The following is a 19,605-nucleotide window of genomic DNA, read 5'->3' on the forward strand; positions in this document are numbered from 1 at the left end:
GGTGAGGGAACATGGATCAGTTGGCACTCAAGGCAATCGAGCACATCGCCGCAGAACGGCGCGCGCCGTATCAGCACATCACGGTCGAGCGGATCACGCCGATCATCGGCGCCGAGATCGGCGGGGTCGATCTTTCGCAACCGCTGAGCGACGAGCAGCTCGCAGAAATCCGCCGGGCCTTTCTGGAGAACCACGTGGTGGTGTTCCGCGATCAACATCTGACGGTGGACGAGCACAAAGCGTTTGGGCGGCTGTTCGGTGAACTGCGGGCGCTGCCGGTGGAGGACATCGACGGCGATGACCCGGAACTGGTGGTGATCCGCGCCAATGCGCAATCACGCTACGTGGCCGGCGAAACCTGGCACACCGACGGCACCGCCGACCTGGCGCCGTCCATGGGTTCGATGCTGTACGTCAAGGAAACCCCGGCCATCGGCACCGGCGGCGACACGTTGTTCGCCAACATGCACCTGGCGCTGGAAATACTGTCGCCAACGATGCAGCATTTTCTCGGCGAATTGACCGCGATCCACGATGGTGCGATTCCGTGGAGGGGTTATGAGGCGCCGGCCAATCTGCCGAAAACCGAACACCCGGTGGTGGTTCGCCACCCGGAAACCGGGCGCAAAACGCTGTTCGTCAATTCCGGGTTTACGTCGCACATCGTCCAGTTGTCCGGCGGTGAAAGCCAGGTGCTGCTGAACATGCTGTTCGATCTGGTGGCCCGCGAACCGGTCCTCAGTTGCCGCGTGCGCTGGGCGCCGAATACGTTGGTGTTCTGGGACAACCGTTGCACCCAGCACCACGCGGTCTGGGATTATTTCCCGCACTCGCGGTATGGCGAGCGGGTGACGATTCTGGGGACGCAGCCCAAGGCGTGATGACCCCCTGTGGGAGCGAGCTTGCTCGCGAAAGCGGTGTGTCAGTCGACATTGATACTGTCTGACACGACGCATTCGCGAGCAAGCTCGCTCCCACAGGTCCGGGTCTAAATTCCTAGTTTGAGCAGTTGCTCGACAATCAACTCGCCGAACGCCAGATTCCCGTGCAGCGGGTCATCCACTTCGCAGTACGACGAACGCTGAAAACCCTGCTCATCGTTCGCCGCTGTGCGCACGTCGATCAGCTTGATGCCTAGCCCTTGCAGGCGCTCGATCAGCAGCGCCTGCGCGGCCATGAACACTCGCGAGTCAGACAACTCCGGCACCCGCTGCGGCGGTAGTACGGCGAACACCTTGAGGTTCATCGCCCGGGCCTGTTCATAAAACGCCAGCGCAGGTCGGGACAAGGTGTCGACGATGGATTCGAACAGCGGCCCTGCGAGAAAACCTTCGTCGAATTCGCCGTCCGGCGTCTGGTAGCACGTCCAGTTCGGCGCAGTGGCGAGGTAGTGCAGGCTCAAGCCGAGGGTACTCACCAGCGGCACCCCGACCTTCGCCAGTTGCGGCACTTTGAACGGCTCAAGGGCCTGGCGATACAGGCGCTCCATCTCGGCCTCCCGAAACACCACGTCATGGCGGGTCAGGCTGAAAAAGTCGACCGCAAAATCCCGGCCGGTGCCCAGCGGGCCGCCACTGAACGGCAACTCACGGGCCTGCGCCGCCTTGCCGATGACCCCGGCGTGGGAGTCGCCCAGCAGCAGAAACCTAGGCGTAGTAATCGAGCACGGCGTCTTCACAGACAAGCTCCTCGCTGGACACGCAGGTGGAGGGCATGCTGACCGGCGTCTGAACCGGTTGAACGGCGTCGAGCCCGGCGAAAAACTGCTGCATGACGAACGCCACGCCTTCGGGCGTGACCTCGCGCTGGTTGGGTTGGTAGAACGCGCCCTTGAACGGTGTGCCGGTGATGATTTCGTAGGAGGGGAAATAGTCGACGTCGTGCAGGTCTTCACACAGCTGCCCGGCAACGGCGCGCAGGACCGATTTGGAATAGGTGGTGGCGCTCAGCACATGCTCGCCCGTGGCGGTTGCCGTCAGGGGCACCGGTGACACGGTGAGCAGAATACGCAGTTGCGGGTTGATCGAGCGCATCAACTCCAGCGCCCGGACCATGTCGCCATAGGTGTCCATGAAGCCGAAATTGCAGAAGCGGTGCAGCTGCGGATCGAAGGTCCCCCGCACGGTGCCGGGGCACACGGGGTACACCAGACCGGTCTGGCGGTTCTGCCAGGTTTCCGTAAGGCCGAGGGTAAATACGAACACTTTGGCCCGGCGCAGGGCGGTGCGAATGGCGTCGAGAGTGGCTTCGCGCGATGCCAACAGTGCGTCCTCGCTGGCAAAACCGTCGGGCTCCACGGCAGGGCGGAACGGGTCGAAGAAACGCCCGTCATGGGCCCAGGTTTCGTCGGGCGGCAGGCTCACGCCCAGTGCCCATTCGAGCCATTGGCACAGCATCGCGGGGGTGTACAGATTGCCGGTGCGGAACGAGAACACCCCATAGTTGTGGGCCTTCCAGTCGGCTTCGGGCAACTCGGTCGGAGCCGGCTCCGCGTCCAGCCAGTTCATGCCGCGTTCCACCAGCGCGCGGCCGATGTGCTGGGCGAAGCACGAGCCGGCGGTGACGATGGCGTCTTTGTTGCCGATCTCGAATTTTGGCGACCACAGTTGATCGATGTTCAGCGCAGGCTTGTCAGCCACGGCGGTGCGCCAGAAAGCGCGGGGTGGCAGGCATTGATAAGGATTCACGACGAGGGCCTCCTTGGCGGTCGCTGATAAAACGGGTTCAGCTGATTTGATAGCGGTAGATCAGGTCGTCAAACCATCGATCTCCAATCTGATAGGCCTGCGGCACGCGGCGCTCGAATACAAAACCGCATTTCTCCAACACCTTGCAGGACGCGATATTACCGTCGGTCACGGTCGACTCCAACGAGTCCAGGCTGATGGCGGCGGCATAGTCGATGATCGCCTGCCGCGACTCGGTGCCAAAGCCTTTGCCTTGATGTTCCGGCAACAGCAGGCAACCCACCTCGGCATGCCCCGGCGACAGGATGCGAAATCCGGTCACACCTAGTTCCTGCCCGCTGGCCCTGTCGGTCACCACCAGACACAACCAGTGATCCGACTGCGGCCCCCAGGCCGGAAGCCGATGCTCGAAGCCTTTGCGCACCTGTTCCTCGGCGATTTCACCGAACACGTACTGCATGGTTTGCGGCTCGGAGTGCAGCCTGAGGAACAGCGGCCAGTCGGATTCGACCATCGTGCGCAGGTCCAGGCGTTGCGTGGTGAGCTCGAGCATCCGCTGCTCCTTGCGAAGGTGAAAAAGAGAGAGGGTTTTTTACTTGGTGCGAGGGGAAAGATCAATGACCGTATCGGGCGATTGCCATAGGGGGCGAGGGTTGCTCTTCCTGAGTGGGTGAGTGTCCTTACTCACCCGGAGTTCTGCGATGCATGAGGGATGTATATGAAAAAGCGTTCAATCAGCGTGTTGCATGAGCCGCAAAGTGCTGCGCACTGACTTCTCCAGACAACCCTTTCAGCCGGCCAGCGTCGCGTTATCGATCACGAACCGATACTTCACCTCGCCCTGCAGCATCCTTTCATAGGAAGCGTTGATCTGGTCTGCGCGAATCAGCTCTATGTCTGAAACGATGCCGTGCTCGGCACAGAAATCCAGCATCTCCTGAGTCTCCGGAATGCCGCCGATCATCGAGCCGGCGATGGTCCGGCGCTTCATGATCAGGTTGAACACGTTCGGCGACGGATGTGGCGAGGCGGGTGCACCCACCAGCGTCAGGGCGCCATCGCGCTTGAGTAGCACCAGTAACGCGTCGAGATCGTGAGGTGCGGCGACGGTGTTGAGGATGAAGTCGAAGCTCTTGGTGTGCGCGGCCATTTCCTCGGCGTTGCGCGACACCACAACCTCATCGGCGCCCAGTGCCTTGGCGGCTTCGCGCTTGGACTCGGAGGTGGTGAACGCCACGACATGCGCGCCCATCGCATGGGCCAGTTTGATACCCATGTGGCCCAGGCCACCGATGCCGACCACACCGACTTTTTTGCCCGGCCCGGCGCTCCACTGGCGCAGCGGCGAGTAGGTGGTGATGCCCGCACACAGCAGCGGCGCGACGGCGGCCAGTTGCGCTTCAGGGTGGCGGATACGCAACACGTAACGCTCGTGCACCACGATGTTTTGCGAGTAGCCGCCGAGGGTCCAGCCGGGTGCGTCCGGCGTCGGGAAGTTGTAGGTGCCGATCATGCCGTCGCAGTAGTTTTCCAGACCGGTTTCGCAGTCGTCGCAGTGTTTGCAGCTGTCGACGATGCAGCCGACACCCACCAGATCGCCGACCTTATAGTCGGATACGTGGGCGCCGACCGCCGAAACGCGGCCGACAATCTCGTGCCCGGGCACGCATGGGAATTGGGTACCGGCCCATTCGGCGCGCACCTGGTGCAGGTCGGAGTGGCAGATGCCGCAGAAGGCGATATCGATCTGCACATCATGGGCCGCCGGCGCGCGGCGATTGATCTGCATCGGTTCAAGGGGTTTGTCGCCCGCGTGGGCACCGTAGGCTCGTACAAGCATGGGAGAGTCCTTGATGGGGTTGTCGAAGCCTCATCTTCCCGTTCTGCTCTGGTGACGCGTTAGCGCATTTCTATCGATTACTTGCCTGATCCTGTGGGACGTCGGCAGGGAAAAAACGGATGAAGGGGATCTATCAAGGCTGGTGCAAGAGGGCGAGCTTGATGCAGTCGAGCAGCTTGTCGGCATCGCAGGGTTTGGACAGCACGTCGACCACCCGCTGGTCTGCACCCAGCGCTGATGCTTCTCCAGAATGGCCGGTGATAAAGATCACGGGAAGGCGGGCGCCCATGGACGTGAGTCGTTCATGCATCTCCAGACCGCTCATTCCGGGCATCTGGATATCGGAAATCAGGCATTGAAACTCGGCGGGAACATACGCGTCGAGGAACTCCCGGGCACTGCAAAAAGTGCGTGCCGTATATCCACTGGAACGCAGCAAGGTTTCCACTGCTCCCCGGAAAGCGTTGTCGTCATCGACCACGGCAATCACTGTGGCATCTCTGCGCTTGGCATCTTGGGTCATTAAGTCTGCTCCGGGACAGAGCCCATTGTTTTTACAAGATACGCGGTCCCGTCGGGTCGACCAGTTATACCAATGTATAGCCCGCTAAGCCTTAAGTGTGGGCCTCATCCCATGGCATGGACGGATAAAACCAAGGGATACCCCTGTTGTACCGAAGTACAACTGACGTTCGCCACCTGAATGCATATTCTGACGTCGAAGTTCGATATCCACTCACTCAACGGCCTGGCGCCTGGGCGACGAACATGATGAACAGACATGATCTACGACATGCCGACATCAATCTGCTGGTGGTTTTTGAAACCATGATGCGTGAACGCAACGTCACCCGGGCCGGTGAGAGCCTGTTTCTGGGACAGACCACGGTGAGTTGTGCCCTCGGGCGACTGCGTTCGCTGTTCAATGATCCGCTGTTCATCCGCACGGGCCGCACCATGGAGCCGACGGCGCGAGCAGAGGAAATTCATGCACGGCTGGCACCGGCACTGGACGGAATTGCCGTCGCCTTGAGCAGCACCCAGGCGTTCGATCCGCGTACCTGTGAAGGGACGTTTCATGTCGGACTCTCCGACGATGTGGAGTACGCACTGCTTCCACGCCTTATGCGCCACCTTCGGGACGAAGCCCCCAACATCACACTGGTGGTGCGCAGGGTGGATCAGCGGCAATTACCGGAGCGTCTGGCCAGCGGCGAGATCTCCGTGGGCATCAGCCCGGCGCAAACCCTGCCGGCCCACGCCCATTGCAAGAGCCTGCGCCCGATGCATCCCGTGCTCCTGCGTGCCGATACGTTGCCCGGCCCGCTGACGCTGGATGATTTCTGCAGTCGGCCGCATGTGGTGGTCTCTTCGATGGGCAATGTCATCGACGATGCCGACCACGCTCTGGGGCTGGTCGGGCGACAACGCAAGGTGGTGCTGGCGGTTCCGCAATTCAGCGCATTGCCGGCGTTGCTGGTCGGCAGTGACATGGTTTGCATCGTGCCGGATTACGTCGCGCAGGCCATGACGCTGCGCGAAGGCATGCGGGCCGAGGAAGCCCCGGTGCAATTGCCTGCACCGGACTTGTCCATGGCCTGGCGCGGCGCGAACCACAACGACCCGCGTGAGAGCTGGCTGCGTGCCTGTTTCTGCCGTTATCTGGGGCGGCAATCAGAGCCATCTGCCGCTTTGGCCGTAGCTTGATGCCACTGGTGTGCGCTGGGGGCGCTGTTGCCGATTGTCTTCTGTCCGAACTTCAACCACGTAATTGCCAAGGAGGGCTAATCTACAGAGCGGTTGCACTCAATAACGGCCTCACGCCACCGTGAGGACTACAAAAAAAACCAGACAGTGTCCCGCCGATGAATAACAACCTGCAGATTTCATGGGATGACGGTGAAAGGGATTTCTGTCGGGAGCACCGTCTGTATTCGGGGCGCGAGTGCAGTGTCCTGATTGCTCGTCCAGCGGCGCAACAGCCATCGCCAGCGTGTCTTGGACGTCTTGCGCACGAGTTCGGCCTGAAGGACGAACTGGATGGCAGTTGGGCGGTGCAACCGCTCGACCTGCTGCGCGAAGACGGGCAGATGCAGCTTTTACTCGAAGACCCGGGCGGTACGCCGCTGGTGCAACTGCTGGTCGCACCAATGGAAACGGGAACCTTCCTGCGCCTTGCGATCAACATCGCGGTGGTGCTCGGCAAGCTCCATCAGCGCGGGCTGGTGCATAAAGACATCAAGCCCAGTCACATTCTCGTGGACTGCTCTGACGATCAGGCCCGGCTCACCGGGTTTGGGCTGGCTTCGCGTCTGCCGCGTGAGCGCCAGGCACCCGAGACGATCGCCGGCACGCTTGCTTACATGGCACCCGAACAGACGGGCAAGATGAATCGTTCGATCGATTCGCGCAGCGACCTCTATTCCTTTGGCGTCACGCTCTACGAAATGCTCACCGGCTCGCTACCGTTCAAGGCGTCCGACCCTATCGAATGGGTGCATTGCCACATCGCCAAACAACCGCAAACGCCTCGGGAACGAGTTGGAACCGTACCCGCTGTGCTTTCCGAAATGGTCATGAAGCTGCTCGCCAAAACCGCCGAGGATCGTTACCAGACAGCTGCGGCGGTCGAGCATGATCTGCGTCGATGCCTGAGTGAGTGGCAGGATTCTGGACTGATCGGGGCCTTCGCGCTCGGCGAGCACGGCACCAGTGACCGTTTGATGATCCCCGAGAAGCTTTACGGCCGCGAGCGCGAGGTCGAGACGCTGGTCGCTGCCTTCGACCGAATCATCAAAAGCAGCACGCCGGAACTGGTGCTGGTCACCGGTTATTCCGGGATAGGCAAATCCTCTGTGGTCAACGAACTGCACAAAGTGCTGGTTCCGCCGCGTGGGCTTTTTGCGTCGGGCAAGTTCGATCAGTACCGGCGTGACGTTCCGTACTCTACGCTGGTGCAAGCCTTTCAAAGCCAGGTGCGCGCGCTGTTGGGCAAGACCGACAGCGAACTGTCGCACTGGCGTGAGGCACTGGTTGAAGCGCTCGGCGCCAATGCGCGGCTGATGACCGACCTGATCCCCGAACTGAAGCTCATCATCGGCGAGCCGCCACCGGTTCCGGCCCTTGATCCGCAGCAGGCGCAACACCGGTTTCTTTTGATGTTCCGGCGTTTCATCGGGGTGTTTGCCCGAGAGGAACATCCGCTTGCGTTGTTTCTCGACGACCTGCAATGGCTCGACGCCGCCACCCTCGACTTGCTGGAAGATCTGCTGACCAGTTCGGATGTGCGCCATCTGATGCTGGTGGGCGCCTACCGCAGCAACGAAGTCGATGCGACACACCCGCTCGCGGGCAAGCTCCAGGCCATTCGCAACGCGGGGGGGCGAATCGAAGAGATCACGTTGACGCCACTGGCAAAGGCTCATATCGAGCAACTGGTCGCCGACGCGCTACGTGACGATGACTCGCGCATCGAGCCGCTGGCACAACTGGTGCTGGACAAGACGGCGGGCAATCCGTTTTTCGTGATCCAGTTCTTGCAATCGCTGGGCGAAGAACAGTTGCTGACCTTCGATCATGATGCCCGGCAGTGGCACTGGAGCGCGGAGCGAATCCACGCCAAGGGCTACACCGACAACATCGTCGATCTGATGGTCGGCAAACTGAATCGTTTGCCGCTGGAGACACAGCAAGCGTTGCAACAACTGGCCTGTCTGGGGAACGTCGCGGGCATCAAGGCGCTCTCCACCGTGCTCGGGGTTGCCAAGGGCCAACTGCGCGCGGCGCTGTGGGAAGCCATTCGACAGGAGCTGGTCGAGCGCCTGGAGGACGCGTATCGCTTCGTTCACGACCGCATTCATGAGGCCGCTTATTCCTTGATTCCGAAGGAGGATCGCGCCCAGGCGCACTTGCGGATCGGCCGACTGCTCGCGGCGCAGACACCGGCTCAGGGCATGGAGGAAGCCATTTTCGAGATCGTCGGCCAGCTCAACCGCGGCGCCGGGCTGATCGTCGAACAGTCCGAGCGTGTGCAACTGGCCGAATATAACCTGATGGCCGGTCAGCGCGCCAAAGCGTCGACGGCCTATGCGTCGGCACTCAACTATCTGGCGACGGGCGAGCAACTCTTGAACGAGGAGTGTTGGGCTGGTCGGCATGAGCTGATGTTCGCGCTGGCCTTGAACCGGGCCGAATGCGAGCTGCTGACCGGGCAGTTGTCTGCAGCGGACGAGCGGCTGGCAGCGCTGTCGAAGCGCGCCACCAGCACCATCGAGCGCGCCAACGTCGTGTGTCTGCAAATGGACGTCTATTTGCTCATGGATCGCAGCGATGGTGCGGTGAACGTCTGCCTCGACTATCTGCGGCACGTGGGCATCGAGTGGGCGGCGCATCCGGATGACGTTCAGGTTCGCCACGAGTACGACCAGATCTGGTCGATCCTGGGCGAGCGGCAAATAGAGGATCTCATCGATCTGCCGTTGATGGACGATGCGGCGTCCCTGATGACCGTCAACGCGTTGAGCAAATTGTTTCCGCCGGCCTTGCAGACCGATGCGAACCTGGCCTGTCTGTCGATTTGCAAGGCGATCAGCCTCAGTCTTGAACATGGTAACTGCGATGCATCCTGCGTGCATTACGCCAACGCTTTCCGCGTGGCCGGACGACGCTTTGGCGATTATCAGGCTGGATTCCGCTTTGGTCAGCTCGGTTGTGATCTGATCGACCGGCGCGGTCTGAACCGATTTGAAGCCAGCACGTTTCTGTGTTTTTCAAATTTTGCCGTTCGCTGGATGCAACCCGTGGAGCAATGTCGCGACCTGCTGCGGCGGTCATTTGCCGCGGCGAACCGGATTGGTGATCTGCCCTATGGCGCTTATGCCGGCAACAGCCTCACCTCTGATGCGTTGTTTGCCGGTGAGCCTTTGTCGCAGACTCAGAGCGAGGCCGAGCGCGGCCTGGCGTATGCGAAAAAAGTGCGCTTCGGATTGGTGGAAGACTTCATTGACACCCAACTCGCGGCGATCCGCATGTTGCGCGGCGCGACGACAACCTTTGGCTGCTTTGACGACGGGCAGTTCAGCGAGCAAGCAACTGAGGCGCATCTGGCGGCTAATCCGGACCTGGCACTGGCCGAGTGTTGGTATCGGGTGCGCAAGTTGCAGGCGCACTACATGGCCGGTGATCCCGTGGCGGCCTTGCTGGCTGCCGAGAGGGCGAAGGCGTTGCTCTGGACTTCGTATCTGTTCTACGAGGAGGCCGAGTATTGCTTCTACGATGCACTGGCCCGAGCTGCATGGTGCGATCAGCATCCCGCCGAGGACGCGGCGCAGCACTTGAGCGTGATGGTGGCGGATCATCGGCAGCTGAAAATCTGGGCGCAGCAATGTCCGGAAAATTTTGCCAGTCGGGCTGCACTGGTCGGGGCAGAAATCGCCCGCATCGATGGGCGTGTGCTTGACGCCGAAGCGCAATACGAGGAGGCCATTCAGTCGGCGCAGGAACGCGGCTTCGTGCATATCGAAGCACTGGCGAACGAACTGGCGTCGGCGTTCTACGAAACACGGGGTTTCAGGAAAATTGCCCGTGTGTACCTGCAGGATGCCCGCTACGGCTATTTGCGTTGGGGGGCCAATGGCAAGGTGCGGCAATTGGAGGCCAGGTATCCAGCACTCAGGACTGAAGAGCGATCATTCGGTCCAACCACAACGATGGCGACTCCCGTGGAGCACCTTGATCTGGCCACCGTACTCAAGGTGTCGCAGGCGCTGTCCGGTGAAATCGTCCTGGAAAAGCTGATCGACACGGTCATGCACACAGCCATCGAGCAGGCGGGTGCGGAACGAGGTGTGCTGATTCTGTCGGATGGCATCGACCACCGGATTGCTGCGCAGGTGACCACTGGCGGTCACCTGACCCGGTTGAACGGTCCGTCCGTGAATCCGGCTTTGCTTCCAGAGTCGGTGCTCTACCCGGTGTTGCGCACTCGCGAAAGCGTGTGTCTCGATGATGCGCAGGCCGAGGCGTCATTTGCCGCCGACCCCTATATTCGTCAGCACCGCTGCCGCTCGATTCTCTGTCTGCCCTTGATGAATCAGGCCAAGCTGCTCGGCGCGCTTTATCTGGAGAACAACCTGGCGGCCCGGGTGTTCAGCCCGGACAGGATTGCCGTTTTGAAACTGGTCACGTCGCAGGCAGCCATTTCCCTGGAAAATGCGCGTTTGTATCGTGAAGTCGCGGAGCGTGAATCGAAGATCCGGCGCCTCGTGGACGCCAACATCATCGGCATTCTGTTCTGGACCAGCGAGGGTGACATTCTTGAGGCCAACGATGCCTTTTTGCGCATGCTCGGCTATGAGCGGGAAGACCTTGCTTCACAGCGCTTGCGCTGGCGTGACCTGACGCCGCCGCAGTTCATGGACATCAGCGAGCGGTCACTGGAACAGGCAGTGCAGACCGGCTATGCCCGTCCCTATGAAAAGGCTTATATCAAGAAGGACGGCAGTCTTTTGCCAGTCATCGTCGGCCTGGCCATGTTCGAAGCCAGCAGCCGGGAAGGGGTTGCCTTCGTGCTGGACCTGACCGAGCGCAAACAGGCCGAAGAAAAAATCCGTGACAGCGAGCGCCGTTATCTCGAAGTGCAAACAGAGCTGGCCCACGCCAACCGTGTCGCGACCATGGGGCAGTTGGTGGCTTCGATTGCCCATGAGGTCAATCAGCCGATTGCCGCCGCCATTCTCAACGCCAATGCGGCGGCGCGCTGGCTCAATGCTCAGCCGCCGGCGCTCGACGAGGTGCGACAGGTGCTCGATTCGCTGATCAAGGATGCCAACCGGGCGGCGGATGTGCTGGGACGCATCCGGCAGCACATTCGCAAGGCGCCGCCGCAAAAAGCGCCGCTGGACATCAATGCAGCGATCGGTGAAATGATCGAGTTCACCCAGGGCCAGATCTTCAAAAGCGGTGCCTCGATACAGACGCAGTTCGCCGAAGGTTTACCCGCCATCGAGGGTGACCGGGTCGAGCTGCAGCAAGTGTTGCTCAATCTGATCATGAACGCGCTCGAAGCCATGAGTGGCGTGGGCGAAGGCGAGAGGCACCTGCAGATCAGCACGATGCTGGATGATGGGGACGTCGTGCTCGTGAGTGTGGTTGATTCGGGACCGGGGTTTGCCTCGGGCGGCACCGATCTGATATTCGCGTCGTTCTACACCACCAAGGCCACCGGGCTGGGGATGGGGCTGTCCATCTGTCGCTCGATCATTCAAGCCCATGGCGGGCGTCTGTGGGCGGAGCCGAACCCGGTTCGTGGTGCTTGCGTGCGCTTCACGCTCCCCGGGCGCGTGGCCTAATACTTAAGGTTAGCGAGGTTATATTCAGGCGTCACACAAACCAATCCCATGTACAAATGAAACTCCACAACCCCGGCGATACAGTTGGTTCAAGGGTTGTGGAGGATATGTGATGAACAGTTACGGCACTGGACTTGTGTTGAAACCAGTCGATCTGGATCAGGCCGCCGCGTCATTGCCCGTTGGTGCGCACCTGGTGGGACCACGTCGATTCTATTTGCATCACGGCATCTATCTGGGCGGTGGCAAGGTCGCGCACTACGCGGGGTTCAGCAGTTCATTGCGCTCCGGCCCGATCGAAGTGACGGATCTTCAACACTTCGCCCATGGCAAACCGGTGTGGATGTACGAAGAGCAGAGCAAGTATTCCAGCACTGAAATTGCCGCACGTGCGCGGTCGAGGATAGGGGAAGACCGATACAGGATTTTCTCCAACAACTGCGAACATTTTTGCAGTTGGTGCATCCGGGGCGAAAGTTACAGCGCCCAGCTCTACGCCTGGCTGCGTTGCCCTCGCGCTCTTTTGGCCTTCATCACAGCACTGGAGTCGAACGTTACAGCCTGGCGCTGTGACCTCTGATTCCTGAAGGGGCTGCTACACTTTTCGCTACCCATTTTTTTCCATGAGAACCGCACATGAGCGGCATCCTTTCATCCAGCGGCCCGGTCGGGAATGACTCTGTTGTGTACGTGGTGGATGACGATGCTTCCATCCGCGATGCCTTGAGTAATCTCCTTCGATCGGCAGGCATTCATGTAGAGACGTTCGAGTCCACTGCGCAATACCTGCAAAAGCCCAAGTCGCAGGGCGCCAGCTGCCTGGTGCTGGATGTGCGGTTGCAGGGCAATAGCGGTCTGGACTTTCAACGACAACTGGTCGAATCGAATTCCAGCATTCCCGTGATTTTCATCACCGGGCACGGCGACATCGAGATGTCGGTCCGGGCGATGAAGGCCGGTGCCGTGGACTTTCTCGCCAAGCCATTCAGAGAGCAGGATCTGCTGGACGCCGTATCCGGTGCGTTGAAAACCGATCTCAAACGCCGGGAAGTCGAGCGCCAGCGGGCGGATCTGCTGGCGGACTATCAGTCGCTGACCGCTCGGGAAAAAGAGGTCATGGCCCTGGCTGTCAAAGGCCTGATGAACAAGCAGATTGCCGGGCAGATCAACCTCAGCGAGATCACGGTCAAGATCCACCGCGCCCATGCGATGAAAAAAATGCACGCCAGGTCGTTTGCCGACCTGGTGCGGATGGCAGAAGCCCTTGGGGTAGGGCATGAGCACTAGCGTGACGGGGTGGTGTTGTTCGCGATAGCGGCATGAATGTCTGTCCGCTACCGCGAACCCTGGCCAGAGGTCAGTCCATGGAAAAATGCATTCGCATGCTCATCGCGGCATCGTATTGATTGCTCGCGACGCGGCGTTCGATCAGCCGATCAGAACCACCCTCGGCAACTCGACGTTCGATCAGCCGATCAGAGCCACCCTCGGCGACGCGGCGATCCATCAAACGATCCGCCCCACCTTCGGCAATCTGTGTAGGCGCTTTTCTCGCCCGGTGCTGTTCTACCGATGACGGTTCGGTATCCGGAGTATTGATTTCCTGCCTGTTGGCGACCGGTAAATCGGGCAGGCAACTGGCTCCGAATGTATGAGTGGTCACCATCCAGGTTGCTGAAATGATGGCGACAGGCAATACCCATTCAATAGCTTTCATCGTGATCATCCTGAGTCGTGTTGATGTTTCGTTAATGAACTTCCGGGTTGCAACAAGAAGGGTTTTCCATGGGTCAGGCATGCTCCTGCGCTACCTGGTCATGACGCATTCGGTTATGGGCAAGGAGACGCATGACGTAACCCAGCTTGATCGCGGTCGGGCCGAGGATCGTCATCCCGTGAGCGCACACCAGTGCGGGCAAGGTCAGGAACGCGTCGAAGAAATAAGCCAGGAATATGCCCGCGATCAGCATAGCCAGACCGCCAGTCAGCAATACGTGGGATAGCTTGAGTACGCGGCGCGGGTCTTCAAAAAATTCATACATCCTGGTCATCCATCCCTGGCTTTTGATTGGGCGGGTTAAATGTCGGGGCGCACGGAACCCGCGAAGTCAATTGACGTCGCCGACCGTTGCGTTGATGAAGTGATTTTAATTTTGGCAGTGGGGATTAACCATGTTGCATAAGTTTGGTTTTCCCCTGCCTAAGTATTGAGAAGTCATACCAACGTATATAAACGAGCATCAAAGTGCGCCGAACATTAACGTTATCGTTATTCTCAGTCCGCTGATGCCAGCAGTCTCACATCGAATACCAGGCACCTGGGCAGGTCAGGTCGCTGGTAGCTCATGAAGTCGGCGACCGAGCCGAACAGTGCGACTTGCAGGCCGAAGGAGCGCAACAGGCTTCCAAGGGCCTCGCGCAGAGGGGCGTCATCATCAATGATGAAAACGATAGGTTCAGGATGACGGGCCTGTGGGACTTCTACTTCCATACGCGGGATGGCTTTGCGGCGATCGAATGGCGCAGGATGCTGGAAAATACAGTCGAAAACCTTGCCTTAACCTTCGGTTTTCATTGGATTTTTCTTGGTATCTGTCCAGCGGCCATCGACCGGCGGATGCAATGGTCGATGGCCGCTGAGCGTCAGTTGCCTTCTCGAGCAACAATCGCAAAATTCCCCGGCGCCTTTTCCAGCAGCCCCAGAAACCTCACGAGATCGACCTTGCTGCCATCCACCTTCAGATCATCGGAGGTAAGCGTTTCTTTCAGGCCGGCGGTACCGCCCAGCAGCTGGACGAACAGGTCCTTGGTGACGGTCAGGGTTGCGTTGGCATTCGTCGCCGTCGGGCCTTTTCGGTAGTGCAGCACGGCGTTCTCGATCCACAGCACGAACGATTCATTGGTATCGGTCAGCACCAGATTGAACGTCCAGCTCTTGCCATCCGCCGCCGGCCCGTCGAGGCTCGCGGCCATGGCTTCGAGGAAGCGTTCGGTGGGCGTCTGTTTCATCAGTTCGATCAGATCGGAGCGTTTGACGCCCTTGGCCGGCGGGCCGTTGCGCAGCTCCATGGCCGCCGTCAGGTAGCTGTTGCGCCAGGTTGCCGATTCCGCCTGATAGCCCATTTGTTCATACGCGCGGGCCAGCAGTTCCTTGGCGGCCGTGTCGTCCGGTTTGGCCAGCACGGCCTGATCCAGCAGCTCGGCGACCCAGCGGTATTCGCCCTTGTCATAGGCCACGCGGGCGGCTTCGAGCACCTTGGCGTTGCCTCCCATCAATTCGACGTAGCGCTTGGCGGATTCCTTGGGCACCAGAGGATTCAAGTGCGCGGGGTTGCCATCGTAGGCGCCCAGGTACATCTGGTAGATCGCTTTGACGTTGTGGCGCAGGTCGCCGTAATAGCCACGGGTGCCGAAGTACGAGGCCAGCGAATCCGGTAGCTGGATCTTGTCGGCAATCTCGTTGGGGGTGTAGCCGGCGTTCATCAGGCGCACGGTCTGGTCGTGCAGGTATTTGTAGACGTCGCGGTGCTTGGTGATGAATTCGCGGATCCGCTCGTTGCCCCAGATCGGCCAGTTGTGCTGACCGAAATAGACCTCGGTGTCGCCCAGCTCATCCAGGGCGATTTGCGTGTAGTCGGACCAGCGCAGCGCGTCGCGCACCTTGGCGCCACGGATCGGCAGCAGGTTGTGCATGGTCTGCGCCAGCAACTCGGCGCCGCCGTACGCCTTGAGCGCCGGGATCGAAAAGGTCAGCTCGGCCGGGGCTTCCGCGCCGGGCATGTTGTGGAACACGAAGCTGACGCCGTCGAGTTCCAGCGGCTGGATCGGCTGGTCGATGATCTGCGTCGGCGGCAGGATGCCCATGCTGCCGTAGGCGACATTTTTGCCCAACCCGGTGTCGACAATGCCGGTGACGCCCGGCGTCAGATTCTTGCCGAACTGATACATCGACCGCCGTGCCATCGCCGGGCCTGCGAGAATGTTTTCGCTGGTGGCTTCCTCCATGAACCCCGCAGGCGCGACGATGGGAATGTTGCGCTGAGCCACTTCACTGCTCGAGGTGATGCCCAGCACACCGCCGAAATGGTCGGCATGGTCGTGGGTGAAAATGATCGCGGTGACGGGTTTGTTGCCCAGATGCTCGCGGGCGAAGGCCAGCGCTGCGGCGGCGGATTCCCGGGAGGTCAGCGGGTCGACCACGATCCAGCCGGTCTGCCCGTCGATCAGCGTCATGTTGGCGATGTCGAAACCGCGCAACTGGTAAATCCCGTCGCGGACCTTGAACAGACCGATCTGCGCGTTGAGCATCGCGTGCCGCCACAGGCTCGGGTTGACGGTGGCCGGCGCCTGGCCTTCGACGAAGCGGTACGCATCGAAATCGATCAGGACATTGCCGTCAGCGCCGAGGATCTTGCCGGTGGGGCGGGCGATGAAACCGCGCTGGGCATCTTCCATGTCGCGGTTGTCGCTGAGGTCCAGGCCCTTGATCGACGCCTGGATAACCGCTGCCGTGGCGGGCGTGGCGTCGCCGGCTGCGACGCCGGGCTTGTTGTCGCAGCCGCCGAGTGACACCAGCGTCAGGGCGATGATCGTGTAGAGGGTCGGTTTCATTCTTGTTGTTCTCCGAGGGTCGAATGCGCTCCAGCCTAGGGGTAGGGCAGCGATGTATCCAATGCATTGTTTACATCCGGATAATGCGTCGCTAGCATCGGGCGAATGGACCTCAAACGACTTTCACACCTTCTCGCGCTGGCCGATGAACGCCATTTCGGCCGCGCGGCTGAACGCGTTCACCTCAGCCAGCCGGCCCTGAGCCGCAGCATTCAGGCGCTGGAGAGCGAAACCGGGCAGCGCCTGTTCGATCGCGACACCGGCGACGTCCGCCCGACGCCGGCGGGAGAGTTTCTGATCAAGCGAGCGCGGCGGCTGCTGTTCGATGCCCGGTCGCTGGAGCGGGACATGGCGCTCTACAGTGATCGCCAACTGGGCAGCCTCGCTTTTGGCGTCGGCCCGTTCCCGGCGGCCATGTTGATGCATCAAGTAGTGCCGCGACTGCGTCTGGATCACCCGGCGGTCACCCTGCGCGTGGAAGTGAACAACTGGCAGATTCTCGAAGCGCGACTGCGCGCTGAAGCGATCGAATTCTTTGTTGCCGATATCCGTAACTTCACCGCGGACTCCGACCTGCTGATCCGTTCGCTGGGCCAGGTCTCGGCAGGCTTCTTCGTACGTCCGGAGCACCCACTGGCCGGGCGTAAAGTGCAGATGGGCGAACTGGAAGGCTACGGCATCGCCACGACGCGCCTGCCGGAAGTGGTGAAGCTTGAAACCGCCCGAACCCTCGGCATCTCCACCCGCCAGGCGCTGCCCATCGTGCTGGAGTGCGACGACGTCGCCTTGCTCAAAACCGTGGCCGGATCAACTGACACCATCCTCGGCGTCATCCATGGCGCCGTAGCTGAAGATATTCGGGTGGGGCGTTTGATCGAGCTTCATGTTGTCGACAGGCCGGGATTTCATTCTGAAATTGGTGTGGTGAGTCTGCAGGGCAGGAGCTTGTCGCCGACGGCTTTGTGTGTAATTGAGGCGGTCGTTGCCGAGATGCAATCCGTTCACGTCGAACAATCCCCACGTCTTTAGAGATACGTCCTACAGCCACGATTTTCCTGCTTCGTTAACGTCGTGCAGCCTCTTTTGAGGGGCTGCCGATGCATGAACGAAAGGACAATTAGTCGCAAAGAAGGAAGCATCAAAAAAGATTTCTGTGAGGACGAGATGGGATTGGAACTGAGACTGGAGTGGTACGACACAGCAACCCTGGAATTCCAGGACGAGGAGTCGTCAAAAGATCTGGGGGATGATGAATCAGTATTGAATGCCTTAGGCATTCCAGTAGAGGGCAACATCAATAATGGCAGCTTCAACGTCGTCGAAAAGTGGGTCGCGACTATTCAGCCGTACTTTCAACATCGGATCGCTCTGAGTACCAACGACTATCAAATTTCGTTTGATTACAGCTAGTGCTGACAGACAACCTGATTGACAGTAAAAGGGTCAAACCATGCTCTTTCTTTCAATAACCGGCTTTTACCCGGATGACGTCCAAGACGACACGCTGCAGTTCGAGCTGGATATCGACGGTAGCGAAATGAATGAGAAAGTTGCACAGCTCATTGAATCCAAGCCCCTGAACGAACTGGAGCCAGGTGAGTTGTTGCTGAGCGAGGAACAGGTGGCGGCACTGGGAGCCCTGCTGAATGTCAGCTTCCAGAGCGGTCTGGAGTATTTCATGGGTGCCTGTGCGAAGTACTGAAACTGCGGACAGCCAAGTGGGGCGGATGTATTTACGAAAATACATCCGCCCCCTTTTCACATAAGCCAATCAGCCCCGCTGACCCCGCCCCGGATAATTGAGCACAAACTGCACATGCGCCTTCACCCCGGTGGCCAGTGTCGCGTCATCGGCGGTGAAGTAGGGGCTGTGGTTGTTCGGCGCCTTGCTCATGTCCTGACCTTCCGGTGTTGCGCCGAGGAACACGAACAACCCCGGCACCTTGCGCGCGTAGTAGGAGAAATCTTCGCTCGGCGATAGGGAGGCGGGCAGGCGCTCGACCTTGCCCGGTGCTGCCAGCTCGAGGGCCGGGATCATGGCTTCGGTCAGGGCCGGATCGTTGGTGGTCACGGGCGCATTGTTCACCAGAAGCAGATTGGCCTGGGTCTCGTAGGCGCTGGCGATGCTGTTTACCAGCGGCGGCATCTTTTTCAGGATCGTGTCGCGGATGTCGGCGTTGTTGGTGCGAATGGTCCCGGTCATTTCCACGGTCTCGGGAATGATGTTGGCCGCCGAGCCGCCGTTGATCGTACCGACGCTGATCACGCCCATGCCCTGGGTCAGGTCGACGCGCCGACTAACCAGCGTCTGCAACCCGCTGATGATGCCTTGGCTGGCGACAATCGGATCGACACCGCTCCAGGGCGCGGAGCCGTGAGTCTGCTGGCCCTTGACCGTGATGCGAAACGAGTCGCTGCTGTTGAGCACGGTTCCGGACTTGTAGAACAGATGCCCGGTCGGATAACCCGCCATCACATGCACCCCGAACACCGCTTCGACCTTGGGCGAATCGAGCGCGCCATCGCGGATCATCGCTTGCGCGCCAATCAGAGTGTCGGTCTGGAACTCATCGACATCAGCCGCACCTTCTTCAGCCGGCTGAAACAGAAACACCACCGTCCCGCGCACTTGATCGCGATGCTCGGCCAGCACCTTCGCGGCGCCCAGCAGCATGGCGGTGTGGGTGTCGTGCCCGCAGGCGTGCATCACCGGCACGCTTTTGCCGAGCCGCGTGCTGGTGGCCTGGCTGGCGAACGGCAGGTTCGTCATCTCCTTGACCGGCAGTGCATCCATGTCGGCGCGCAACGCCACCACCGGCCCCGGCAATCCACCTTTCAGCACCCCCACAACACCCGTCTTGCCGACCCCGGTGCGCACTTCAATGTTCGACGCCTTCAGCCGCTCGGCCACCAGCGCGGCAGTCTTGAACTCAAGATTGCCCAGCTCTGGATGCTGATGAATCGTGTGGCGCAGATCGACGACTTCCTGATTGACCGCGCTCACCGCGCTATCGACCCAGGGCGCATCGGCGGCATGGCTGGCAGTAGTAACGAACGAGGACAGAACGGCGAGGCAGAGTGTGGTTTTGCAGAAACGGATCAAGGCGGGACTCTCTCT

General features: G+C 60.2%; 17 protein-coding genes and 1 pseudogene. 8 read left to right on the top strand and 10 right to left on the bottom strand.

Translation table 11 applies throughout. The features are described from left to right. Positions 1-11 precede the first annotated feature (11 nt). Positions 12-881, top strand: a complete 870-nt coding sequence (locus tag N8H71_RS00190; protein WP_262192236.1) for a TauD/TfdA dioxygenase family protein — start codon at positions 12-14, stop codon at positions 879-881. Positions 882-988: 107 nt separating this feature from the next. Here the strand turns inward: N8H71_RS00190 and N8H71_RS00200 are convergent, their stop codons facing one another. The 5 genes from N8H71_RS00200 to N8H71_RS00220 form a co-directional block, all read right to left on the bottom strand. Then, positions 989-1,678, bottom strand: coding sequence for a hypothetical protein (locus N8H71_RS00200; protein ID WP_262192237.1), 690 nt, complete (start codon positions 1,676-1,678; stop codon positions 989-991). Beyond that, positions 1,647-2,687, bottom strand: a complete 1,041-nt coding sequence (locus tag N8H71_RS00205) for a GSCFA domain-containing protein (protein WP_262192238.1) — start codon at positions 2,685-2,687, stop codon at positions 1,647-1,649. The genes N8H71_RS00200 and N8H71_RS00205 overlap by 32 nt, the downstream gene beginning before the upstream one ends. A gap of 37 nt (positions 2,688-2,724) precedes the next feature. Continuing rightward, the gene (locus tag N8H71_RS00210; RefSeq protein WP_262192239.1) at positions 2,725-3,240 is read right to left on the bottom strand and encodes a GNAT family N-acetyltransferase; all 516 of its coding nucleotides are present in this window, start codon (positions 3,238-3,240) and stop codon (positions 2,725-2,727) included. Between the two features lie 237 nt (positions 3,241-3,477). After that, positions 3,478-4,527 (bottom strand): NAD(P)-dependent alcohol dehydrogenase, encoded by a 1,050-nt coding sequence (locus N8H71_RS00215; protein ID WP_262192240.1) that lies wholly within the window; start codon positions 4,525-4,527, stop codon positions 3,478-3,480. A 133-nt stretch (positions 4,528-4,660) separates the two neighbouring features. After that, positions 4,661-5,050, bottom strand: coding sequence for a response regulator transcription factor (locus N8H71_RS00220; RefSeq protein ID WP_262192241.1), 390 nt, complete (start codon positions 5,048-5,050; stop codon positions 4,661-4,663). A gap of 248 nt (positions 5,051-5,298) precedes the next feature. Here N8H71_RS00220 and N8H71_RS00225 point away from each other — a divergent pair, with 248 nt between their 5' ends. The 4 genes from N8H71_RS00225 to N8H71_RS00240 all read left to right on the top strand — a co-directional run bounded on the left by N8H71_RS00225 (position 5,299) and on the right by N8H71_RS00240 (position 13,163). After that, positions 5,299-6,234 (top strand): LysR family transcriptional regulator, encoded by a 936-nt coding sequence (locus N8H71_RS00225; protein ID WP_262192921.1) that lies wholly within the window; start codon positions 5,299-5,301, stop codon positions 6,232-6,234. Positions 6,235-6,404: 170 nt separating this feature from the next. Next, positions 6,405-11,876, top strand: coding sequence for a trifunctional serine/threonine-protein kinase/ATP-binding protein/sensor histidine kinase (locus tag N8H71_RS00230; protein WP_262192923.1), 5,472 nt, complete (start codon positions 6,405-6,407; stop codon positions 11,874-11,876). Between the two features lie 112 nt (positions 11,877-11,988). Next, a complete protein-coding gene (locus tag N8H71_RS00235) occupies positions 11,989-12,456 on the top strand; it encodes a lecithin retinol acyltransferase family protein (RefSeq protein ID WP_262192242.1) in 468 nt (155 codons plus the stop codon). Positions 12,457-12,512: 56 nt separating this feature from the next. Then, positions 12,513-13,163 (top strand): response regulator transcription factor, encoded by a 651-nt coding sequence (locus N8H71_RS00240; protein WP_262192243.1) that lies wholly within the window; start codon positions 12,513-12,515, stop codon positions 13,161-13,163. Positions 13,164-13,233: 70 nt separating this feature from the next. Here the strand turns inward: N8H71_RS00240 and N8H71_RS00245 are convergent, their stop codons facing one another. The 4 genes and pseudogenes from N8H71_RS00245 to N8H71_RS00260 all read right to left on the bottom strand — a co-directional run bounded on the left by N8H71_RS00245 (position 13,234) and on the right by N8H71_RS00260 (position 16,487). Beyond that, positions 13,234-13,593 (bottom strand): hypothetical protein, encoded by a 360-nt coding sequence (locus N8H71_RS00245; RefSeq protein WP_262192244.1) that lies wholly within the window; start codon positions 13,591-13,593, stop codon positions 13,234-13,236. A 73-nt stretch (positions 13,594-13,666) separates the two neighbouring features. After that, positions 13,667-13,918 carry a transmembrane sensor/regulator PpyR gene (locus N8H71_RS00250; protein ID WP_262192245.1) on the bottom strand — a complete coding sequence of 84 codons (252 nt, stop codon included), beginning with the start codon at positions 13,916-13,918 and terminating at the stop codon, positions 13,667-13,669. A 251-nt stretch (positions 13,919-14,169) separates the two neighbouring features. Next, positions 14,170-14,367 (bottom strand): annotated as a pseudogene (locus N8H71_RS00255) (DNA-binding response regulator); the annotation flags it as partial. Between the two features lie 152 nt (positions 14,368-14,519). Continuing rightward, positions 14,520-16,487, bottom strand: coding sequence for an alkyl/aryl-sulfatase (locus N8H71_RS00260; RefSeq protein WP_262192246.1), 1,968 nt, complete (start codon positions 16,485-16,487; stop codon positions 14,520-14,522). Between the two features lie 105 nt (positions 16,488-16,592). Here N8H71_RS00260 and N8H71_RS00265 point away from each other — a divergent pair, with 105 nt between their 5' ends. The 3 genes from N8H71_RS00265 (at position 16,593) to N8H71_RS00275 (ending at position 18,189) form a co-directional block, all read left to right on the top strand. Beyond that, positions 16,593-17,516, top strand: coding sequence for a LysR family transcriptional regulator (locus N8H71_RS00265; protein ID WP_262192247.1), 924 nt, complete (start codon positions 16,593-16,595; stop codon positions 17,514-17,516). Positions 17,517-17,588: 72 nt separating this feature from the next. Further along, complete coding sequence (locus N8H71_RS00270) at positions 17,589-17,897, top strand: colicin E3-like toxin immunity protein (protein WP_431768295.1); 309 nt, start codon at positions 17,589-17,591, stop codon at positions 17,895-17,897. A gap of 40 nt (positions 17,898-17,937) precedes the next feature. Beyond that, the gene (locus N8H71_RS00275) at positions 17,938-18,189 is read left to right on the top strand and encodes a pyocin S6 family toxin immunity protein (RefSeq protein WP_262192248.1); all 252 of its coding nucleotides are present in this window, start codon (positions 17,938-17,940) and stop codon (positions 18,187-18,189) included. Between the two features lie 69 nt (positions 18,190-18,258). On the opposite strand, the gene N8H71_RS00280 is transcribed toward N8H71_RS00275, so the two are convergent. After that, positions 18,259-19,590, bottom strand: coding sequence for an amidohydrolase (locus N8H71_RS00280; RefSeq protein WP_262192249.1), 1,332 nt, complete (start codon positions 19,588-19,590; stop codon positions 18,259-18,261). Positions 19,591-19,605: the final 15 nt, after the last annotated feature.

This window comes from Pseudomonas koreensis (assembly GCF_025447595.1).
GTDB lineage: Bacteria > Pseudomonadota > Gammaproteobacteria > Pseudomonadales > Pseudomonadaceae > Aquipseudomonas > Aquipseudomonas koreensis_H.

Excerpts from the sequence above, each read along its gene's own strand:
- N8H71_RS00275 (WP_262192248.1), top strand. The coding sequence starts at position 17,938 with ATGCTCTTTCTTTCAATAACCGGCTTTTACCCGGATGACGTCCAAGAC.
- N8H71_RS00220 (WP_262192241.1), bottom strand. The coding sequence starts at position 5,050 with ATGACCCAAGATGCCAAGCGCAGAGATGCCACAGTGATTGCCGTGGTC.
- N8H71_RS00265 (WP_262192247.1), top strand. The coding sequence starts at position 16,593 with ATGGACCTCAAACGACTTTCACACCTTCTCGCGCTGGCCGATGAACGC.
- N8H71_RS00260 (WP_262192246.1), bottom strand. The coding sequence starts at position 16,487 with ATGAAACCGACCCTCTACACGATCATCGCCCTGACGCTGGTGTCACTC.
- N8H71_RS00245 (WP_262192244.1), bottom strand. The coding sequence starts at position 13,593 with ATGAAAGCTATTGAATGGGTATTGCCTGTCGCCATCATTTCAGCAACC.
- N8H71_RS00240 (WP_262192243.1), top strand. The coding sequence starts at position 12,513 with ATGAGCGGCATCCTTTCATCCAGCGGCCCGGTCGGGAATGACTCTGTT.
- N8H71_RS00225 (WP_262192921.1), top strand. The coding sequence starts at position 5,299 with ATGAACAGACATGATCTACGACATGCCGACATCAATCTGCTGGTGGTT.
- N8H71_RS00250 (WP_262192245.1), bottom strand. The coding sequence starts at position 13,918 with ATGTATGAATTTTTTGAAGACCCGCGCCGCGTACTCAAGCTATCCCAC.
- N8H71_RS00235 (WP_262192242.1), top strand. The coding sequence starts at position 11,989 with ATGAACAGTTACGGCACTGGACTTGTGTTGAAACCAGTCGATCTGGAT.
- N8H71_RS00270 (WP_431768295.1), top strand. The coding sequence starts at position 17,589 with ATGAACGAAAGGACAATTAGTCGCAAAGAAGGAAGCATCAAAAAAGAT.
- N8H71_RS00210 (WP_262192239.1), bottom strand. The coding sequence starts at position 3,240 with ATGCTCGAGCTCACCACGCAACGCCTGGACCTGCGCACGATGGTCGAA.
- N8H71_RS00190 (WP_262192236.1), top strand. The coding sequence starts at position 12 with ATGGATCAGTTGGCACTCAAGGCAATCGAGCACATCGCCGCAGAACGG.
- N8H71_RS00215 (WP_262192240.1), bottom strand. The coding sequence starts at position 4,527 with ATGCTTGTACGAGCCTACGGTGCCCACGCGGGCGACAAACCCCTTGAA.